Origin of the sequence: Neisseria sp. P0009.S008 (assembly GCF_051958615.1) — a bacterium.
GTDB lineage: Bacteria > Pseudomonadota > Gammaproteobacteria > Burkholderiales > Neisseriaceae > Neisseria > Neisseria subflava.
In genome coordinates this window covers 1-18,196 of the sequence record NZ_JBQCVG010000015.1, presented here as the reverse complement: position 1 = coordinate 18,196, position 18,196 = coordinate 1, and the positions used below count along the sequence as shown (strand labels likewise).

The following is an 18,196-nucleotide window of genomic DNA, read 5'->3' as shown; positions in this document are numbered from 1 at the left end:
ATTTAGGCTCTCCGTATTTCAAGTTCAATACTAAATGCATCTTTTAAATCAATGCCTCTTTGTTGCGCTTGTTCTGCTGTAACTCCACTGGAAACAAGACCAGTTTCACTATCTAACCAAGTAGCAATTGGATAATCTGCTTTTTGGTGATAGTAGATTAAGTTTGCTGTTGTACCTTTTTCTGCCATATTTTTCCATACGGTATCGTCAATATATGCTGAAAAAAGGGTACTTTTTTTATTGTTATCAGCTTTGAATTCTAGAGAAACACCATAATTTTCCCACAAACACACTCCCTGACCAAAATAGTCTTCATTCAAAGGCCTGTCGGTATAAAATTCCCCTTGATAAACTGTATCGCTGATTTTTTTTAAGGTAAATTCAGGTTGGTAAACTGCATACGCGGTTGCGCCAGCTGCACGGTTGGTGGTAATCATACAATTCTTTGCATCATAGTTTTCTACCAGTCTGGAAATTTCAAATTTTCCTGGTGCATTTTTAAACGTAACCGTCAATTCGTATTTTTGATGCTTTTTCGGATTCTCCGTTACAACAGGGTCACTTTCTGCTTTGGGCAGTCCGTGAAAGTCATAAGCTGAATCAAACATTTTTCCATCCTCCAAGTTGCAGGCTGATAGCAGAATTGCTGAGCCTATTAAGGTTAATACTTTTTTCATTCCAAAATCCTTTCTGGGTTCGTAATTTTATTAAAAAATTACATCTTTCGGATAGTCTAAACCAAATTTAGACTACTAAAAAATTATTCAGCCTTAAGAATTTCCGTATTTGTTTTAGGTTGTTTTTCTGTGGTTTCTATTTCAACCTGCTCCGCTTCGGCTTTTTCAGCTTCGATGCGTTTTTTCTCGGTCAGGTATTGGTTGATTTGGTGTACCAATTCCTGCGTACCTTGGTGGGTCAGGGCGCTGATTTGGAAGAGGCGCGGGGTTTCCATGTCGAATTGGAAGCGGTCGTCTGGTTTCGGGTAGTCCCAGCCGATGGCTTCGAGGAAGGCGGCGCTACGCGCTTGGGCTTCTTCTTCATCGAGCATGTCGAGTTTGTTCAGCACCAGCCAGCGCGGTTTGCCGTAGAGTTCTTCATCGTATTTGCGCAATTCGTTGATGATGGCAAGGGCTTCTTCGGCGGGGTTGACGGTTTCGTCGAAGGGGGCCAAATCGACGACGTGCAACAGCAGGCCAGTGCGCGATAAGTGTTTGAGGAAGCGGTGGCCGAGACCTGCGCCTTCTGCTGCACCTTCAATCAGGCCGGGGATGTCGGCCATGACGAAGCTGTGGTTTTCGTCGATGCGTACGACGCCCAAGTTTGGATGCAGGGTGGTGAAGGGGTAGTTGGCGATTTTGGGGCGTGCGGCGGATACGGCGGTAATCAGGGTGGATTTACCGGCGTTGGGCATACCTAATAAGCCGACATCGGCGAGGACTTTGAGTTCGAGTTGCAGGGAACGGGTTTCGCCTTCTTCGCCGGGCGTGGATTGCTTGGGCGCGCGGTTGATAGACGATTTGAAGTGGATGTTGCCCAAGCCGCCTTTGCCACCTTTGGCAAGGCAGACGCGCTGACCGTGGTAGGTGAGGTCGGCGACGATTTCGTCGGTATCGAGGTCGCGGATGAGGGTGCCGACGGGCATTTTGAGGACGATGTCGTCCGCCCCTGCGCCGTAGCGGTCGGAGCCGTGGCCTTTTTCGCCGTTTTTGGCTTGGTAGCGTTTGACGAAGCGGTATTCGACGAGGGTATTGGTGTTTTCGTCGGCTTCTGCCCACACGCTGCCGCCTTTGCCGCCGTCGCCACCGTCGGGACCGCCACGCGGTACGAATTTTTCGCGGCGGAAACTGGTTGCGCCATTACCGCCTTTACCTGCGGCGACTTCGATTTTTGCTTCGTCGATAAATTTCATGATGTTCTCTTATGGGTATTCGGTTGTTTCAGACGGCCTTGGATTTATTGGGCGAGGGCTTGGTCGATTTCTTGATAGAGTTGGGAGAAATTGGGTTCGCCAACGTAGGTTTTGAGGATGTTACCGTTTTTGTCGATCAGGACGGAAGTCGGGTAAACCTGTGTACCAAAGGCTTTTGCGGCAGTTTTGTCGGCATCGTACATGACGGTGAAGGGAAGGCCGTATTCTTTAACGTACTGATGGACACTTTCGATGGGGTCAATGGGGTGGGCTATGCCGAGGACTTGGAAGTTTTTGCCTTGATAATCTTGGGCGGTTTTGATGATTTTAGGCATTTCGCTCACGCAGCCGGGGCAGGAGGGAAACCAGAAGTTGATGAGGGTAACTTTGTCTTTTAAATCGGCGTTGGTAATGGTTTTGCCTTGCAGATCGGGCAGGGCGAAATCAGGGGCGGCTTTGTTGCTGGGGATAAGGACGAAGGTAAGAAGCGCGCCAATCGTGGCAACGATGAGGAGTGTGAGTATTTTTTTCATGATGTAAGGTTTTGAATTGCGTGTGCTAAGGTTTGGGGAACACTGATGCTGCGGCCGCTTTCGCTGCTGACGGGCATAAGGGTAACTTCGGCTTCGATAGCGGCTTTGCCGTTGGGCAGGGTCGCGGTTTGGCTGAGGATGATGTGGCGTGTGCCGATGTCTTTCAGATGGCCTGTAAAGGTTAAAACATCGCCTTCAAGCGACGGGCGGCGATAGCGGATATCAACGCGTGCAACAACGAGCATGATGCCTTTGAGTTCGGAGAGAAGGTCATGCTCTTGAAAAAACGTCCAGCGCGCTTCTTCGAGAAATTCGAGGTAGCGCGCATTGTTGACGTGGCCGTAGCCGTCGAGGTGGTAGTTGCGGACGGTCAGTTTCATCAGTTGAGATTGATGGGTTGGAACTCTTCGCGTGCGATGGGTTCGTGTTCGAGGTCGGTAATCACGGTGGAGAGTTGGATGTCGAACCATTCGTTGAAAATGTCGGCGTCCAAATCCGGCCATTCGCTTTCGTCTTCGCACCAGTCGGCCAATTCGGCAGCAAAAATGTCTTCGAAACGCGCTTCGATTTCATCCCATACTTCGTCGGCGGTTTCGCACGGGCGAACGAGGTAAGAATTGGCATCGGCTTGGATGTCTTCAAGCGTCAGGCCATCCAAGTGATTGCCGGGTAGGGATTTTAGCCAGTTCCAAAAAGGATCGAGGGGGATAAGCAGGAAGACGCTGCGGTTGACTTCGTACATGGTGTTTTCCTTGGTTTCTGTATAGTTGAATGATATAGCAAAGGTGGGGGACTGGCTATCTTTTGGGGGATAAAGGCCGTCTGAATTTCAGACGGCCTTTATTTTTGGAAACAATCAGGGATTTTCTGATGGTGTTTGATACAGAGTTTGAGGATTGGCTGTATCGGGGATTTCTGCCGGAGCGGATTGGGGTGCTACCGGTTCGGAAGTGGTGTTGCTGTCCACCAAGTCATCGATGTCGATGTTGTCGTCTTCGTTTTGAGGGAGCGTGCCGCCGGTTTGTTGGGTGCGGACTTTCATGTAAAGGTCGCGTGTGTAGCTGTATTTGTCGATGGCTGCACCTTCGAGGCTGTCGGTCAGGTCGAGCAGTTCTTCACGGGTGTTGATGGCTTGCTGGCCGGTTGTGCCCCAGCGTCCTGCTCTGGTGTGGAAGACGGCATTTTTAACCGGATAGACGGTGGTGACGGCGTTGCCGACGGTATCGCGTACGGTAGACGGGCCGAGTAGGGGGACAACGAAGTAGTTGCTGTTTTTCCAGCCCCATGAGGCGAAGGTATCGCCGAGGGTGTTTTTATTGCTGGGCACACCGCCTGCACCGGCTACGTCGATTAAACCGCCAAGGCCGAAGGTGGTGTTGATGCCGACGCGGACGAGGTCTTCGCTGGCGCGTTTGACGTCAAGGCGCAGTACATTGCTGCCGAAGCTGACGACATCGCGCAGGTTGTTGAAGAAGTTGCTCACGCCGGTACGCACCGGTTTGGGCGTTATTTTGCGATAACCGCGTGCGACAGGGGAAAGGACGTATTTGTCTGCTTTGTCGTTGAACTTGGAAACGGTACGGTTGTAGCCTTCGTAAGGGTCGGCTGGATTGCGTTCGGCAAGTGCGGGAGCGGAGGCTATGCTGATGAGGAGGCAGAGTGAAGCGGTGGTTTTTTTCATGATTGCAACCAGTCTTTGATTTCGTAAAGTTCGGCCAGTGCGCGGACGGAATCGGGAATGTTTTGAATGGTCGGTTTTTTGTCTGTCCGGCGCAGAGCGTTGAGCAGCAGGGAAACGCAGGCTGAATCTGCTTTGCCTACTTGGCTGAAGTCTATGCTGTCTGTTTCTTTCAGACGGCATTGTTGTTCGTAGCGCGCAAAGGCGGAGGCAGTCAGGGTTTTGACGGTAACGTCGCCGCTGATGTAGAGCGTGCCGTTGCGGATTTCTGTTTGCATGGTGTCTTTATGATGTAAGGCACCATGCCGTCTGAACATCAGGCGGCATGGTGCGGGGGTGGATTATTTACCGCCGTTTTTGGCTTTCAAGTCGGCAATCAGGCCGTCGATGCCTTTGGCTTTGATGGTTTCGCCGAATTGGTTGCGGTATACGGTAACCAAGCTTGCGCCTTCTACTGCGACATTGTATGCGCGGTATTTGTTGCCGCTTTGGTAAGTGGTGAAGTCCATGTTGACCGGTTTTTGGCCGGAAACGTTGATTTCGGCGCGGACAACGATTTCTTTACCGCCTTTGTTTACAACAGGGTTGTCTTTGATGTTGACCTTGGCATTTTTGAATTTCAGCATGGTGCCAGAGTAGGTGCGGATCAGCAGGGTTTGGAACTCTTTGGTCAACGCTTGTTTTTGTGCGTCAGTCGCAGTGCGCCATGGGTTGCCGACAGCCAAAGCGGTCATGCGTTGGAAGTCGAAGTAAGGGATGGCGTAGGCTTCGGCTTTTTGGCGTGCGGTGTTGGCGTCGCCGCTGTTGAGGATTTTCAGCACTTGAACGGAATTTTCACGTACTTGGTTGACTGCGTCTGCAGGTGCGGCAAATGCCATGCTGATGCTCAATACACCGATGCTCAATGCACTGATGAAGGAAGTTTTTTTCATGGGAGTGTCCTGAATATTGGGTTGATATGTGTTTATTGTTTGTTTTGACCGGCAGATTCACTGTCTGCGTTTTTCTCGGCAAAGCTGGTCATGAATTTGCCGATAAGGTTTTCCAAAACCATGGCGGAGCTGGTGACGGTAATGGTGTCGCCTGCCGCCAAAGAATCAGTATCGCCGCCTTGTTGCAGGCCGATGTATTGTTCGCCCAACAGGCCTGAAGTCAGAATTTGTGCGGAAACGTCGCTGCTGAACTGATATTGGCTGTCCAGATTGAGGGCAACTTTTGCCTGATAGGATTTAGGGTCGAGCTGAATGGATGCAACGCGGCCCACCAGTACGCCTGCGGATTTGACCGGGGCGTTGGTTTTCAAGCCGCCGATGTCGCTGAAATCGGCATAGACGGTGTAGGTTTGTGATGATTTGCCGAACGATTGTCCGCCGGCGGCACGGAAGGCGAGAAAGCCGATAGCGGCTGCGCCCAGTAAGACAAACAGTCCTACCCAAAATTCCAAAGCATTTTTTTTCATGTGCTATTGTCCTTGTTTCATTCTTTTTAAGTGTCGTTTCAGACGGCCTTTAGTCGGTAAACATCCATGCGGTCAACATGAAGTCGACGGCGAGGATAGTCAGGGCGGAAGACACTACGGTGCGTGTACTGGCGCGCAAAATACCTTCGGAAGTCGGTACGCAGTGGAAGCCCTGATGTACGGCGATCAGCGTAACGGCTACACCGAAGGCGGCGGATTTGATTAAGCCGTTGAGTACGTCGTAATGGAAGGTAATGTTGTTTTGCATTTGCGACCAGAAAATACCGCCATCCAAACCCAGCCATTCGACGCCGACCAAATACGCGCCGTAAATGCCGGCAACATTGAAAATTGATGCCAACAAAGGCATGGAAAACACACCCGCCCAAAAGCGCGGCGCAACCACGCGTGCCACAGGGTCGACCGCCATCACGTTCATTGCTTCAAGCTGCTCAGTGGTTTTCATTAAGCCGATTTCGCTGGTCATGGCACCGCCCGCGCTGCTGGCAAACAGAATCGCCGCCAATACGGGACCTAATTCGCGCAACAGGGAAGCGGCAACCATATAGCCCAAAATATCGGCGGATTTGAATTTTGCCAGCTGCGTATAGCCTTGCAAGCCCAATACCATGCCGACAAACAGGCCGGAGACGGCAACAATCAGGACAGACAACACGCCTGCAAAGTAAACCTGGCGGATGCTCAGGCGCGGGCGGGCAAACGCCGTACCTGATTTGGCCAGGATCTGCAGGAAAAACAGCGTAATGCTGCCCAGCGATTGGATGAAGCCGAGGGTTTTTGCCCCGACGGAACGGATAAAATTCATAGGTTTCAGTTGATTGGTTAAATGGTTTTCAGACGGCCTTGTTTAAGTTTCAGGCCGTCTGAACATCAGCCCAGCAAGTCTTGTTTTAAAGTCGTTTGCGCCGGATAGCGGTAGGCGACGGGGCCGTCTGCCAAACCGCCGACAAACTGGCGTACCCAAGGCGAGTCGAGTTCGCGCATTTCTTCGGGCGATCCGGAGAACATGATTTCGCCGTGTGCCAGGAAAATGACTTGATCGACGATTTCCAGTGATTTTTCGATGTCGTGCGTTACCATTACGCTGGTGGAGCGCAGGGCTTTGTTGGCGCGGCTGATGAGGTGGGCGATGACGCCCAGTGAAATCGGGTCGAGGCCGGTGAAAGGCTCGTCGTACAACATGATTTCAGGGTCGAGCGCAATCGTACGCGCGAGGGCAACGCGGCGCGACATACCGCCGGAAAGCTCGGAAGGCATCAGGTTTTCAACACCGCGCAAACCGACTGCATTCAGTTTCAACACCACCAAATCGCGGATGACCGCTTCGGGCAAATCCGTCAGTTCGCGCATGGGGAAGGCGATGTTGTCGAAGACGGATAAGTCGGTGAACAATGCGCCGTGTTGGAACAAAACGCCCATGCGGCGGCGGTGTTCGTACAGCTCCTGCGCTGAAAATGCGGCCAAATCACGCCCTTCAATCAGCACTTTACCCGATTGCGGGTGGATTTGACCCGTAATCAGGCGCATCAGCGTGGTTTTACCGCTACCCGAACCACCCATTACGGCGGCGAAATTGCCTTGTGGAATGCTGAAGTTGATGTTGTTCAGAATAGGACGGTCGCCATATGCGAAGGCAACGTCTTTCATTTCGATGAAGGGTGTGGAACTCATGCAGGAGAGAGGTGTCGAAAAATGTATTTTAATTACGGGTATTGTAAAGGGTATTGGATATTCGGGCAATTTTCAGACGGCCTGCGCTTAGGAATAACGGGTAAAAACGTGTGAAAGAATGCAGAAGTGTTGGTGGTGCGGTCGTTTTGTCGCGTGTTGTGTCAAACATACAGACAGCTGTGTAGGTATATAAAGAGGCGGGCAAACATACCCGCCTTGTTTTTAATATTTCTGCAAACCTTCCACCTTGATTTCTTTGGCATTGGCATTGATGAAGGCTTGAGTTGCTTTCATTGTGGCTTGGATGCGCGGATCGTTCCAGCGCACGATTTGGTTGTTTTCATCGCGCTTGTCCGACCAGATAATCACTCCGTCGGTGTATTTTTTGCTGATTTCGAGCATTTTGCGCCAGCGGACGGGGTTGATGAATTGCTTGAAATAAGGGCTGTTGGTGGCCGAATAATATTGCGGCCAGATGTAGCCGATGATTTTTTTATTGGGAAAGCGTTGGTGGATGTCGTCAACGGCGGTTTTCACGTCTTTTTCCCATTGCACCAAATCGGGGGAAGTGATGTAGAACACAGGATTGGCATAGTCGCTGATGGCGGCGGTGGGCGCACGACGTTTGCTGACTTGCCGCCATTTGGCCAAGATGGCTTCGTTGTCAACGTTGGGGCGGTAGTGGCGGATGCCGTGCAAATGTTCGGAGGGCATGCCGTAGTTGCTGATGAAGGCGCGCGGGTTTTCTTCTCTGAAGATTTGGTACATCCGCGCAAAGTCGGTTCTTAATTCGTCGGGGGTCAGCAGCTGGCCGTCTTTTTCGGCAAACCAGCTTTCGATGTCGGTGGAAATGGTGCGGTAGCCTTCGCGGCGCGATTGTTTGGCCAATTCACGAATGCGCGCTTCGTTGAGTACGCCGTGTTTGCGTTTGCCCGTCGGATCGGGTTTGACCAGCTCGCTTTCGTAAACCAAGAACACTTTGGAGAGTTTGTCGGCAGTCAGGTCAGGTTTGCCGACATAGTCCATGCGGTCGTAGATGATGAAATCTTTGGCATGGGCGGAGAGGGCGGTCAATAAGAGGACGAGGGGCAAAAGGCGGTTGGGTTTCATGTTTTTAGGTAGATTAAGGGAAAAGGGCCATTGTACGGGAAGCGGTGTTAAAGTGAGTCAAAGGCCGTCTGAAAGGATAAAAGTTCTTTCAGACGGCCTTTTATTTGAATGTAGCAGGAATATTCAGCTTTATGGCTAGTGTCACAGATTTATTGCGCTGAAGTTTTCTCCAAGAATAGGAAAGTCTCGGCTTTGTTGCGCGGTCTTGCGCCTTGCCACAAGGTTTGCCAGCCCGAAGGTACGCCGATGTTGGCGGCTTGGCGGATGAGGCGGTAGCGGCAGGACGGGTTGTCGGTCGTGGTTTTAATATGGCTGTATTGTGTCCACGCGATTCGTGTGCGCTGGTCTTGGCTGTCGATGCTGATACATTCGAGGCCGTCTGAAAGCTGCTGTTTCAATTCGGAAGAAAGCGCGGCTTCCATTTGGTGAACCACCGGCGCATGGCTTTTGGCGGCGTTGAGCCACGGTAAAAACAGGGTCATCAGCAAGGCCCAGGCCAAGGTAACGCCGGCTGCCCAGTTGGTCACGGCTTGGCGGCCGCGGATGTTTTTACGCGTAATCGCCCAGAGCCACAACGGGGTAAACAGCAGGGCGACGGCCATCGGAATCGGGTCGATGTCGGGGATGTAATACGGGCTGAAATAGGCGGCGCGTTCGGCCAGTTTGGCAGGCCAGCCGTAGTTCATGGCGAAGAAGCCCAGCCACAGGAAGACGGCAATCAGACCGAATGCCATGATGCCGAACCAGTTGATAAATGCCGCTGCACCGCGACGCAGGCCGTCTAGTTGTGCCGCGCCGAGCAGGGCGAGCGGCGGCAACAACCAAACGAGGTTGTCTTGCAGGCGTTGCGGGTTGATGGCGAGCAGGGCTGTCATGATAACCAGCCACGACAGGCTCAGAATGCCCCAGTTTTTATCGTGGATACGCGTTCGGCTGAGCGTCCATGCCGCCAGCGGCCAAGCAGGCAGGGTAAACCACAGCAGGTTTTTCAGATAATAGGGCAGGTTGAAGGCCGTCTGAATCTGATGGAAGCCGCCGAATACGCCTAAGGAATAATGATTGAACCAAATATCAAACCATTCGGGATTGGTTTTTGATAAAACCAGTGGATACAGAATCAGCAGGGGCAGGGAAACGACGATGGCGCCAATCAGGGTCAGCAGATAGCGTTTGCTTTGCCAAGTGGAATGGAACGACAAGGCAAGTGCCAAAAACATCATGGCCGCGGTCAGCAGATAGCCTGAGGAGAGGGAGAGTAAAACCCAGCCGCCGCACAACAGCAAAATGGCAATAATGACGCGGCGGCGTGCCAGTGAAAAGCCGCACAGAATCAATCCAAACGCGGCAAAAGCGGCCGACATGGGATTGAGGAAGTGGGCGATGGGCAGCAAACCGATGCTGCCGATAAGGATTAAGACAACGCTGCGGCCATGGTGTCTGCCGAGAAAGTTGAAACCGGCAAAACCGCAGGCGGTCAGTCCGATGGCGGTAAATACCACGCCGGCAAAACGTGCGGCATCATAGGCATCGGCCGCCCAAGGCGAAAACAGGGTTTGGAATGCGGTTGCCGCCCACAAAAAAGCAGGGGAGATGGTGAAGTCGGATTGGCCGAAGATTTGTGCAACCAACAGGCTGCCACCGTTTTTCATGGACTCGGAGGCGGTAAAGATGGAGGGTTCGGCAGGGTTCCACAAGTCATGCGAGAACACGCCCGGCCACAGCCAGGCAAAGGCCATCAGCAGCAGAAGCCATGGTTTTTCATGGGTTTTTTGGGGGCGGCGCGGATCGGGCGGTGTGTAAGTCAGCATGGAAGGTCAAAAAACGGTTGGTTTGAATAGCAATGGTACAGGGTTTGACGGGTTTGCGCGATATGCCGGACCGGAGAGCTTTGTAAAATAATGCTTACGGCTCGTTTTTATCGAATATTGGGAATGATATGGCATTCGGTTGATGACAAAAGGCTCAGGCCGTCTGAAAGAAATGTTTCAGACGGCCTGAATGCAAAAAAGACTGCACGAAGCAGTCTTTTTGACAAAGCGGCAATTAGCGTTTGAACAGGTTGCCGAATTTGTTGTTGAATTTGTCCACACGACCGGTAGTGTCGACGATTTTTTGAGTACCGGTGTAGAAAGGGTGGCACAGAGAGCAAACCTCAACGTTGAAGCTGTCTTTTTCCATTGCGGATTTGGTCACGAATTTGTTGCCGCAAGAGCAGGTAACGTTGATTTCGTGGTAGTTCGGGTGAATACCTTGTTTCATTTGATTTCCTTTCGATTAAGCGGGCACAGGGGTTTTGCCTGTACTTCAGTTAAGCGTGGGATTTTCGCTATTTTTGGCTGTTTCGTCAAGAGGATATTTTGTATCCAGGGCAGTTTCGCAACAGACGAGAACAGTTTAGAATAGAATCTCAAACCAAATATTATGCGGTCAGATTGTAATCTAACTGAAAAGAGGATGTAAAACCTCCTCTAGATGTGAAACTTTAAGAAGAATAATAGTCTGAATAATATTTACGCTTGTACGAACAGGAGACGGAATTAATGTGGAAAAGGATATTGACGTGCATTTTGCGTGTTTGGGGAGGGATGTTGCCTCCGTCTTATTGCAAACCATTCGGCAGAATTGCGCAAAAATTCCGTGCTGCTTTGGCTGCGTGCATTTCTCCAAACATCGGTAAAAACGTCAATATTGAAAAAGGTGGATACGTTTTTCCGGATACAGTAGTCGGCGATAATTCGGGTATCGGCGTAAATTGCGAAATCTGCCACGGTTTGACCCTCGGCAAGAACGTGATGATGGGGCCGGAATGCCTGTTTTATTCGATCAACCACAAATTCAACCCTGAAACCCGCCGCTTTGAAGGTTATACAGACATCAGCCCGATTGTGATTGAAGATGATGTTTGGATTGGTCGGCGTGCGATTATCATGGGCGGTGTTACCATCGGCAAGGGCGCGGTAATCGGTGCAGGTTCGGTGGTCACCAAAGATGTGCCGCCTTATTGCGTGGCTGCGGGCAATCCTGCAATTGTTCGGAAAAAACTGCTGGATGAGCAAGAGCTTGCAGCCGAATAGCATGAACAAAATAGCAAAATAAAAGGCCGTCTGAAATTCAGACGGCCTTTTTTAATATTGATTAAGCGGCAATTTTTTCGCATTCTTTAATGCAAGCCAAGCAAGACTCGTAGCAGGCTTTGCATTCAGCGTGGTGGCCGGCGTGTTCTTTGCAGGCGGCAGCACATTGTTTGCAGGCTTCGATGCACACTTTTGCCAAAGACGGGGTCAGGCGTGAATTTTGGGCAGCGAGGTTTTGCAATGTGCCGCACAGTGCCAACATTTGGTTAGCGCCGGCTGCGCAGTCTTTCATGGAGGTATCGCCTTCGCTCAACAGGGCGATGCAGTGTGCCAGACAGATTTGACCGGCTTCAACGCAATGTGCAGCCGCTTTGCGCGCAGCTTCATAGGCGCGCGGTGCAGAATGCGCGTGACCAGCATGACCGGCGTGGTGTGCATGGCCTGCATGGTCGTGAGCACGGGCAAAAGAAGCGGCGGCGGTGAGGGAAACAGCAGCGGCGCTGCCGATAAATTGACGACGGTTCATAAGATAGAGTCCTTTTTGCTTTGTGAAATAATATTACGAATGATTAAGTCTATTCGATAACAAGAGGTTAACATATTCTTTGTTTGTAAACAATAAAGGCTGCCCAAACTTTTAGGCGGCCTTTCTTTTAGATTTACGCGTTAGATTGATAGAGTTTTCTTTTCCTGAGTCAGCAGCCTCAACGAAGTTGCCGCGCTGTCTAAGACCATATCAATATATCCAAACATAAAAGGTTTTACTAATAAAAAGAAAAGGCCGTCTGAAAAATATTCAGACGGCCTTTATTCAAACTAAAGCCTACATCAGATGATTTCTAAAATGAAGTACTGACGCAGTTTTTCGTACACATGGCTTTGTACGTTGATACAACCATTGGTTATGATGCGGTCGGCCACATGAGGGGAGACGATGCGTTCCATGCGTCTTTCTTGTGGCTTGAGCGTCCATACCCTATGTAACGCAAACAGAAAGTCATTTTCTTCTTTGAAGCCGATAACTTCGCCACCGTAACCCGGTTTGCTGGTCATCATCGGCGTCATATTGAATTTGCCTTTCGGCGTGGTCTTGCCAATCAGTACCGGATGGCACTGACCGTCATCGGCAAAGCAAAGCTCCGCCTTAGCTGTATTGACCACAACTTTTTTGCGTTGGATACAGTCGCTGACAGCATCGGCAGCGGCCAAAGAATTCAGGCCTGCTGCCAAGGCTATACCCAATAGGATCCGTTTCAAATTTGTCCTTATTGACGGATGTGTTTAGGAGTTTCTTTAATGATCTCGCGGATGATCACTTGAGGCTCTTGTTTAGGTTTAGGTGTAGGTGCTGGAGGAGGACATACGGCATCTTTAGGGAATACTGGATTCCAGAAGAAGCTGCGTGCAAATTTGTCTTTGTCGAAGATCACTTTGTATTGGCAAGTAGTGATGCCTTCAACGCCGGAAGTGTTTTCAGGGTCAACACCTACGCCTGGGGTGTAGAAGTGGAACAGATAGTCCCATTCACGCACGCCAACCATACCTTCGTCGTAGTGAGGACGGCCGAGGATTTTGTAGATGTCGTCTTTGGTCAGGCCGGGACGCATTTGATCCAGCTCGTCAAAAGTCGGGAATGTACCGCGGCCTTTGTTGAAGGTCAGGGAGTAAGGTTTAGGGAAGCGTGGCTCGTCTGTAGTGCCTTCAGGAGTGATTTTGCTCTTAGTAGCACAGGCGGCCAGCAGGCCGGTAGCCAGCAGAACGAAGCCCACTTTTGCGATTTTTTTCATTTGATAATCCTTTTATTGATTTTACCGGCCGAACTTTTCAGACGGCCTGTTAGTGCCGGCAGCGAGTTTGCCGGTTGACCCAAATAATGTTGTGCTTCTTAAAGATGTCCCCGACGGTTTGACAAACAGAACATCGGCACATTCCGGCAGGGCATTGCACCTCATCTCCGTTGTATCCGCCTGAATCGGCAGAACCGTTCAGACGGCCTGACTGACATTTATTGTCACTTTGTAACAATTTCACTGCGAGTAAGGCTTGGGGTTTAGAGATTTCCGATTTTCGATAAATCAGGTTGTATTGCGTAATACCTTGTTATCTTTGTGCTTTAGTTCTTTTTGGCATTTGCCGGAGATTAGGTACTTAATCTTTCGGGTGTTATTCCTGCAAATTGTATGTCAGTTTTCCTTTATACGCATAATCTGTGTATGCCAGAATGTTGGCTTTATACAATAATTCATACTAACGAACCAGAAACGGATTGTACCTTTTCTCATGCCCGATACTGGTCATGCGGCCGTGTCCGGCTATAACTTGCGTGGTTTCGGGCAGAGTTAATAGTTTAGCGCAGATATTGTTTATGAGGTCATCATGATTGCCGCGCGGAAAATCTGTGCGACCAACGGTCTCATAAAATAAAACATCGCCTGCGACTAAAAGACCGTTTTCGGCGTTATAGAAAACGACTTGGCCGGGAGTGTGGCCGGGAATGTGGAGGACTTGGAAGCTGTGGTTGCCGACCTTGAGCGATTCTCCTTCTTCCAACCAGCGTGTCGGCGTGAATGACGGAGAAACGGGGAAGCCGTATTGCGCCGTCGTTTGCGGAAGGGCTTGGAGCAGGAATTCATCGTCTTTGTGCGGGCCGAGAACGGGTATATCGCAGGTTTTCAAAAGTTCAACTACGCCGCCTGCGTGGTCAAGATGGCCGTGGGTCAGCCAAATGGCGGTCAGCTTGAGGCCTTTGTTTTGGACTTGTTGCAATAAATAGGGTACATCGCCGCCGACATCGGTCAAAACGGCTTCTTTAGTTTCATCGTCCCAAATCAGCGTGCAGTTTTGACGGAAGGGGGTAACGGCGTTGATTTCAAATTGGAGTGCCATGGGTGTTCCTAGGAAAGGCTTGTTTAATGTTGTTTACGTTTCAGACGGCCTTTTGCACATTGGTGCATACTTTCGGCTACAATCGCAGCTTTTACGCAACAGAGGCCGTCTGAAAATGGGAAATACCTATTTTAACCTGTGGCAGACCATACGCAACGAAGCCGAGCAGTCGGCGGCGGAAGAACCTATGCTGGCCAGCTTCCTCCACATGACCGTGCTGCGGCACGACAGTTTGGAGCGGGTGCTGGCCTTCCACCTGTCGAGCAAGCTGGCCAATCCGACCATGGACATGCGCACGTTGTACGAACTCTACCTGCACGCGCTGGAAAAAGAACCGTCCATCGGCGAAGCCGTCCGCGCCGACATCGCCGCCTATTACGAACGCGACCCGGCCTGCGACCAATACTGACTGCCGCTTTTGTATTTCAAAGGCTACCACGCCATTCAGGCGCACCGCATCAACCATTGCCTGTGGAAGGAAGGGCGCAAAACGCTGGCCTATTTCCTGCAAAACCGCGCTTCCGAAGTGTTCGGCGTCGATATCCATCCGGCCGCCCGTTTCGGGCAGGGGATTATGATTGACCACGGCACCGGCGTCGTCATCGGCGAAACCGCCGTTTTGGGCAACGACATTTCCATCCTTCACGGCGTAACCCTCGGCGGTTCGGGCAAAGAGGGCGGAGACCGCCACCCGAAAATCGGCGACGGCGTGATGATAGGCGCGAACGCTTCCGTGTTGGGCAACATCCGCGTGAACGAATGCGCGAAAATCGGCGCGGGCAGCGTGGTGGTGGCGGACGTACCCGCCTACAGCACCGTCGTCGGCGTGCCCGCCCGCGTGGTCGGCAACAAATCGCATGCCAAACCGGCGGAGGAAATGAATCAGAATTTTTATGAGGAAATGAATCAGGATTTCTATATTTAAACCTGTCCGTTCGGTAAGCGGTAAAACCTTGAGGCCGTCTGAAAACAAAACATCCCTGTTTTTCAGACGGCCTCCCTGCCGCCCTTAACTTTTTTAAAGTTTTGTATAATTTCTTGAAATTTTGAAAACACACAAACCCCGCATACCAAACTGCTATAATCGCGCCGATTTCATAGCACTAACCAAGCTGCGGCGGACACCCGCCGCTTTTTATAACCTGAATTTTATAACCTAAAAAGGGAAAACATGACTATGCAAAAACCATCTCCCGTACACCGCCTTTTAACCCTCGCCGCGCTGCTGGCCGCACTGCCTGCCGCCGCCGCGCCCAATAACATTACCGACCTCGGCACGCTGCGAAGCGATAATTCGGGGATTTCGCACGCATTCGGCTTCAACAGCGACAGTTCGATAGTAGTCGGAGCTTCGTACTGGGATGGTGGTAGATTTGGCCGCGCCACCGTCTGGTCGGGCAGCAACTGGGCCACCAAAACCGACCTCGGCACACTGAAAAGCGATAATACTGGGTCTTCTGCTGCAAGTGGCACCAACGGTGACGGCTCAGTAGTAGTCGGATCTTCGGACCGGGATGGTAGTGGAAGTAGCCATGCCACCGTCTGGTCGGGCAGCGGCTGGGCCACCAAAACCGCACTCGGCACGCTCAGAACCGATAATACTGGGTATTCCAGTGCAAATGCTATCAGCAGTGACGGCTCAGTAGTAGTCGGCAGTGCGGAAAACGATCGCAGCCAACGTGCCACCGTCTGGTCGGGCAGCGGCTGGGCCACCAAAACCGACCTCGGCACGCTCAGAACCGACAATTCGTGGAATTCGTATGCAACGGCCCTCAACGGTGACGGCTCAGTAGTAGTCGGATCTTCGGACACCGATAACGGCGACACCCACGCCATCGTCTGGTCGGGCAGCGGCTGGACCACCAAAACCGACCTCGGCACGCTGCGAAGCGATAATTCGTGGAATTCGCACGCAGTCGCCGTCAGCAGTGACGGCTCGCTGGTGTTCGGCGATGCGCATAACGACAACGGCGAACAACGCGCCATCGTCTGGTCGGGCAACGGCTGGACGACCAAAACCGACCTCGGTACGCTGAAACGCGATAATTCGGGTGAGTCGCGGGCATGGGCTGTCAGCAGTGACGGCTCAATGGTGGCCGGACGGGCAGATAACGACAACGGCGACTACCGCGCCACCGTCTGGTCGGGCAGCGGCTGGGCCACCAAAACCGACCTCGGCACGCTGAAAACCGACAATTCGGGGGTTTCATCGGTAGAAGCTATCAGCGCCGACGGCAAGTTTGCGCTTGGATGGGCAATCAACGACAATGGCGACAGGCACGCCGCCGTCTGGAACCTGCGCAGCCTCAACATCCGCGCGGCAGATACCGCCAACACCCGCGCCTCCCTGTCGCTGCTGTCCGCCGACACCGCCTCCCTGCTCGCACAGCGCGCCCGCGCGGCTGAAAACCTGCTGGGCGGCTGCCGCGCCGACGGTGGCAAATTCTGCTACAGCGCCGGATACCGCCGCGACATAGGACACGGCGCAAGCTCGCGCGGTGCAGACTTCGCCTTCGGCTACGGCTTCACCGACAACTTCGATGCCGCCGTCTCCCTGGCGGTTCCCGCCCGTGCCGAAGAAAACGGCAGCCACCGCCTGAAATCCGGCGTCGGCATCGGCCTGTCCGCACGCCTCCATAACGGCGCGGGCTGGTATGCCGTACCCGCCGCCGCCTTTGAAACGGACAAAACCCGCATCCGCCGTCCCCACCTGAACGGCACGGAAAGCCCTGAAAACACCGTCCGCACCAAAGGCCGCGCATACAGCCTGACGGCCGGCCGCGACTACGGCATGTCCGGTGAAAAAACCTTAGGCTGGTACGCCGCGCTGCGCCGCACCGAAGCCGAACGCCCGTCTTATAGCGAAGATGCGGGCCTGTCCTTCCCGTTTGCCTACGGCGCGGCCAAGCTGAAGGAAACCTCATTGGCGGCAGGCATAAAAGGCCGCCTGCCCCTGACCGGCAAGCTGGCATGGTACGGCAATGCGGAAGTTGCACAGCGCGTGGGCGGAGGCAAAGCCCGCTTCACCGCGTCCGCCCCATTCTTCGGCGCATTTGAGGAAGCGCGCGAAACCACGCGCACCCGTCCGTCCGTACAGACCGGCGTAGACTACGCCTTCAGCCCCTCCGCCGTGCTGTCGCTGGGCGGCTATGTCGGCCGCAACGCCTTCTCCGGCACCGACAAAGGCATGTTCCTGAAGCTGAACGGCAAGTTCTAACCGTTGTAAGGCAATAAAAAAGGCCGTCTGAAACCCGAAAACGGCTTGAACTGCACCCCAAAAGTTGGACATCCCCCCTCCAACTCACAAGGTGCAGTTTTTTTATGAGCAAATATACATTACACTTCAAATACCAAGCCGTACTCCACTACCTGCACATACGCAGCCAACAGCGTACCGCAGATCATTACGGCATCTCACGACCCCGATGAAGCCGACAAAGCCCTTATCGCCGAAATCTACGAACGGCATAAAGGACGCTACGGGCAAAGGCGCATTGCCGCAGCATTGGATTGGAACCGCAAAAAAGTGGCGCGGTTGATGAAGCAGCTAGGACTGAAAGCCCTCATACGCGCGAAAAAAGCCTACCGCCATCCCGCCATGGGCGAAATATCGGAACACCTCCTCAAACGCCTATTCACAGCCGAAAAGCCCAACGAAAAATGGCTGACCGACGTGACCGAACTCAAAGGGAGCGACGGCAAACTGTACCTCTCGCCAATCTTGGACTTGTTCAACCGGGAAATCGTCGCCTACGCCATGAGCCGCAGAGCCGACAGTGAAATGGTGAAGGAAATGCTCGAAAAAGCCGCCCCCGGCTGACTGATAAGGGAACGATGCTGCATTCCGACCAGGGT

General features: G+C 52.4%; 21 protein-coding genes and 1 pseudogene. 4 read left to right on the top strand and 18 right to left on the bottom strand.

The genetic code is table 11. The features are described from left to right. Nucleotides 1-2: 2 nt before the first annotated feature. From ACTHSQ_RS10335 to rpmE, 14 genes are all read right to left on the bottom strand, one after another. Nucleotides 3-677 (bottom strand): hypothetical protein, encoded by a 675-nt coding sequence (locus ACTHSQ_RS10335; protein WP_003683730.1) that lies wholly within the window; start codon nucleotides 675-677, stop codon nucleotides 3-5. 83 nt (nucleotides 678-760) lie between these two features. After that, complete coding sequence (obgE, locus tag ACTHSQ_RS10330; RefSeq protein WP_440371062.1) at nucleotides 761-1,909, bottom strand: GTPase ObgE; 1,149 nt, start codon at nucleotides 1,907-1,909, stop codon at nucleotides 761-763. A gap of 44 nt (nucleotides 1,910-1,953) precedes the next feature. Continuing rightward, a complete protein-coding gene (locus tag ACTHSQ_RS10325; protein WP_440371063.1) occupies nucleotides 1,954-2,442 on the bottom strand; it encodes a peroxiredoxin family protein in 489 nt (162 codons plus the stop codon). Next, entirely contained in the window at nucleotides 2,439-2,822 is a 384-nt protein-coding gene (locus ACTHSQ_RS10320) for an acyl-CoA thioesterase (protein ID WP_440371064.1), read from the bottom strand. Before ACTHSQ_RS10320 ends, ACTHSQ_RS10325 begins: the two co-directional genes overlap by 4 nt. Beyond that, the gene (locus ACTHSQ_RS10315; RefSeq protein ID WP_003681812.1) at nucleotides 2,822-3,184 is read right to left on the bottom strand and encodes a hypothetical protein; all 363 of its coding nucleotides are present in this window, start codon (nucleotides 3,182-3,184) and stop codon (nucleotides 2,822-2,824) included. Before ACTHSQ_RS10315 ends, ACTHSQ_RS10320 begins: the two co-directional genes overlap by 1 nt. 114 nt (nucleotides 3,185-3,298) lie before the next feature. Further along, nucleotides 3,299-4,123: an MlaA family lipoprotein gene (locus ACTHSQ_RS10310; RefSeq protein WP_070837115.1), complete on the bottom strand. Its 825-nt coding sequence runs from the start codon at nucleotides 4,121-4,123 to the stop codon at nucleotides 3,299-3,301. Then, nucleotides 4,120-4,398 (bottom strand): STAS domain-containing protein, encoded by a 279-nt coding sequence (locus ACTHSQ_RS10305; protein ID WP_036493932.1) that lies wholly within the window; start codon nucleotides 4,396-4,398, stop codon nucleotides 4,120-4,122. The genes ACTHSQ_RS10310 and ACTHSQ_RS10305 overlap by 4 nt, the downstream gene beginning before the upstream one ends. 63 nt (nucleotides 4,399-4,461) lie before the next feature. Then, on the bottom strand, nucleotides 4,462-5,052 hold the full coding sequence (locus ACTHSQ_RS10300) for an MlaC/ttg2D family ABC transporter substrate-binding protein (RefSeq protein WP_070824102.1): 591 nt from the start codon (nucleotides 5,050-5,052) through the stop codon (nucleotides 4,462-4,464). A gap of 32 nt (nucleotides 5,053-5,084) precedes the next feature. Then, entirely contained in the window at nucleotides 5,085-5,579 is a 495-nt protein-coding gene (gene mlaD / locus ACTHSQ_RS10295) for an outer membrane lipid asymmetry maintenance protein MlaD (RefSeq protein WP_049329454.1), read from the bottom strand. A 49-nt stretch (nucleotides 5,580-5,628) separates the two neighbouring features. Next, nucleotides 5,629-6,405, bottom strand: a complete 777-nt coding sequence (mlaE, locus tag ACTHSQ_RS10290) for a lipid asymmetry maintenance ABC transporter permease subunit MlaE (protein ID WP_003683792.1) — start codon at nucleotides 6,403-6,405, stop codon at nucleotides 5,629-5,631. Between the two features lie 65 nt (nucleotides 6,406-6,470). Beyond that, nucleotides 6,471-7,271, bottom strand: coding sequence for an ABC transporter ATP-binding protein (locus tag ACTHSQ_RS10285; RefSeq protein ID WP_049323595.1), 801 nt, complete (start codon nucleotides 7,269-7,271; stop codon nucleotides 6,471-6,473). Between the two features lie 222 nt (nucleotides 7,272-7,493). Continuing rightward, entirely contained in the window at nucleotides 7,494-8,381 is an 888-nt protein-coding gene (locus ACTHSQ_RS10280; RefSeq protein WP_070587951.1) for a hypothetical protein, read from the bottom strand. A gap of 149 nt (nucleotides 8,382-8,530) precedes the next feature. Further along, complete coding sequence (locus ACTHSQ_RS10275) at nucleotides 8,531-10,189, bottom strand: ArnT family glycosyltransferase (RefSeq protein ID WP_440371065.1); 1,659 nt, start codon at nucleotides 10,187-10,189, stop codon at nucleotides 8,531-8,533. Between the two features lie 235 nt (nucleotides 10,190-10,424). Then, entirely contained in the window at nucleotides 10,425-10,640 is a 216-nt protein-coding gene (gene rpmE / locus ACTHSQ_RS10270) for a 50S ribosomal protein L31 (RefSeq protein ID WP_003681847.1), read from the bottom strand. A 281-nt stretch (nucleotides 10,641-10,921) separates the two neighbouring features. Between rpmE and ACTHSQ_RS10265 the strand changes: the two genes are divergently transcribed. After that, complete coding sequence (locus ACTHSQ_RS10265; RefSeq protein WP_440371066.1) at nucleotides 10,922-11,455, top strand: acyltransferase; 534 nt, start codon at nucleotides 10,922-10,924, stop codon at nucleotides 11,453-11,455. Nucleotides 11,456-11,516: 61 nt separating this feature from the next. On the opposite strand, the gene ACTHSQ_RS10260 is transcribed toward ACTHSQ_RS10265, so the two are convergent. From ACTHSQ_RS10260 to ACTHSQ_RS10245, 4 genes are all read right to left on the bottom strand, one after another. Continuing rightward, complete coding sequence (locus tag ACTHSQ_RS10260) at nucleotides 11,517-11,981, bottom strand: four-helix bundle copper-binding protein (RefSeq protein WP_070632729.1); 465 nt, start codon at nucleotides 11,979-11,981, stop codon at nucleotides 11,517-11,519. 302 nt (nucleotides 11,982-12,283) lie between these two features. After that, a complete protein-coding gene (locus ACTHSQ_RS10255) occupies nucleotides 12,284-12,712 on the bottom strand; it encodes a hypothetical protein (RefSeq protein WP_036472499.1) in 429 nt (142 codons plus the stop codon). An 8-nt stretch (nucleotides 12,713-12,720) separates the two neighbouring features. Beyond that, nucleotides 12,721-13,242 (bottom strand): outer membrane protein assembly factor BamE, encoded by a 522-nt coding sequence (locus ACTHSQ_RS10250; protein ID WP_003683952.1) that lies wholly within the window; start codon nucleotides 13,240-13,242, stop codon nucleotides 12,721-12,723. 460 nt (nucleotides 13,243-13,702) lie between these two features. After that, nucleotides 13,703-14,341, bottom strand: coding sequence for an MBL fold metallo-hydrolase (locus ACTHSQ_RS10245; protein ID WP_003683764.1), 639 nt, complete (start codon nucleotides 14,339-14,341; stop codon nucleotides 13,703-13,705). Nucleotides 14,342-14,456: 115 nt separating this feature from the next. On the opposite strand from ACTHSQ_RS10245, the pseudogene cysE reads away from it, so the two are divergent. From cysE to ACTHSQ_RS10230, 3 genes and pseudogenes are all read left to right on the top strand, one after another. Further along, a pseudogene (gene cysE, locus ACTHSQ_RS10240) lies at nucleotides 14,457-15,266 on the top strand (serine O-acetyltransferase). Nucleotides 15,267-15,512: 246 nt separating this feature from the next. Then, nucleotides 15,513-17,558 carry a hypothetical protein gene (locus ACTHSQ_RS10235; protein ID WP_440371067.1) on the top strand — a complete coding sequence of 682 codons (2,046 nt, stop codon included), beginning with the start codon at nucleotides 15,513-15,515 and terminating at the stop codon, nucleotides 17,556-17,558. Between the two features lie 183 nt (nucleotides 17,559-17,741). After that, complete coding sequence (locus ACTHSQ_RS10230; RefSeq protein ID WP_440375952.1) at nucleotides 17,742-18,161, top strand: DDE-type integrase/transposase/recombinase; 420 nt, start codon at nucleotides 17,742-17,744, stop codon at nucleotides 18,159-18,161. Nucleotides 18,162-18,196 lie beyond the last annotated feature (35 nt).

Coding starts and splice junctions, on each gene's coding strand:
- ACTHSQ_RS10335 (WP_003683730.1), bottom strand. CDS start 677: ATGAAAAAAGTATTAACCTTAATAGGCTCAGCAATTCTGCTATCAGCC.
- obgE (WP_440371062.1), bottom strand. CDS start 1,909: ATGAAATTTATCGACGAAGCAAAAATCGAAGTCGCCGCAGGTAAAGGC.
- ACTHSQ_RS10325 (WP_440371063.1), bottom strand. CDS start 2,442: ATGAAAAAAATACTCACACTCCTCATCGTTGCCACGATTGGCGCGCTT.
- ACTHSQ_RS10320 (WP_440371064.1), bottom strand. CDS start 2,822: ATGAAACTGACCGTCCGCAACTACCACCTCGACGGCTACGGCCACGTC.
- ACTHSQ_RS10315 (WP_003681812.1), bottom strand. CDS start 3,184: ATGTACGAAGTCAACCGCAGCGTCTTCCTGCTTATCCCCCTCGATCCT.
- ACTHSQ_RS10310 (WP_070837115.1), bottom strand. CDS start 4,123: ATGAAAAAAACCACCGCTTCACTCTGCCTCCTCATCAGCATAGCCTCC.
- ACTHSQ_RS10305 (WP_036493932.1), bottom strand. CDS start 4,398: ATGCAAACAGAAATCCGCAACGGCACGCTCTACATCAGCGGCGACGTT.
- ACTHSQ_RS10300 (WP_070824102.1), bottom strand. CDS start 5,052: ATGAAAAAAACTTCCTTCATCAGTGCATTGAGCATCGGTGTATTGAGC.
- mlaD (WP_049329454.1), bottom strand. CDS start 5,579: ATGAAAAAAAATGCTTTGGAATTTTGGGTAGGACTGTTTGTCTTACTG.
- mlaE (WP_003683792.1), bottom strand. CDS start 6,405: ATGAATTTTATCCGTTCCGTCGGGGCAAAAACCCTCGGCTTCATCCAA.
- ACTHSQ_RS10285 (WP_049323595.1), bottom strand. CDS start 7,271: ATGAGTTCCACACCCTTCATCGAAATGAAAGACGTTGCCTTCGCATAT.
- ACTHSQ_RS10280 (WP_070587951.1), bottom strand. CDS start 8,381: ATGAAACCCAACCGCCTTTTGCCCCTCGTCCTCTTATTGACCGCCCTC.
- ACTHSQ_RS10275 (WP_440371065.1), bottom strand. CDS start 10,189: ATGCTGACTTACACACCGCCCGATCCGCGCCGCCCCCAAAAAACCCAT.
- rpmE (WP_003681847.1), bottom strand. CDS start 10,640: ATGAAACAAGGTATTCACCCGAACTACCACGAAATCAACGTTACCTGC.
- ACTHSQ_RS10265 (WP_440371066.1), top strand. CDS start 10,922: ATGTGGAAAAGGATATTGACGTGCATTTTGCGTGTTTGGGGAGGGATG.
- ACTHSQ_RS10260 (WP_070632729.1), bottom strand. CDS start 11,981: ATGAACCGTCGTCAATTTATCGGCAGCGCCGCTGCTGTTTCCCTCACC.
- ACTHSQ_RS10250 (WP_003683952.1), bottom strand. CDS start 13,242: ATGAAAAAAATCGCAAAAGTGGGCTTCGTTCTGCTGGCTACCGGCCTG.
- ACTHSQ_RS10245 (WP_003683764.1), bottom strand. CDS start 14,341: ATGGCACTCCAATTTGAAATCAACGCCGTTACCCCCTTCCGTCAAAAC.
- ACTHSQ_RS10235 (WP_440371067.1), top strand. CDS start 15,513: ATGACTATGCAAAAACCATCTCCCGTACACCGCCTTTTAACCCTCGCC.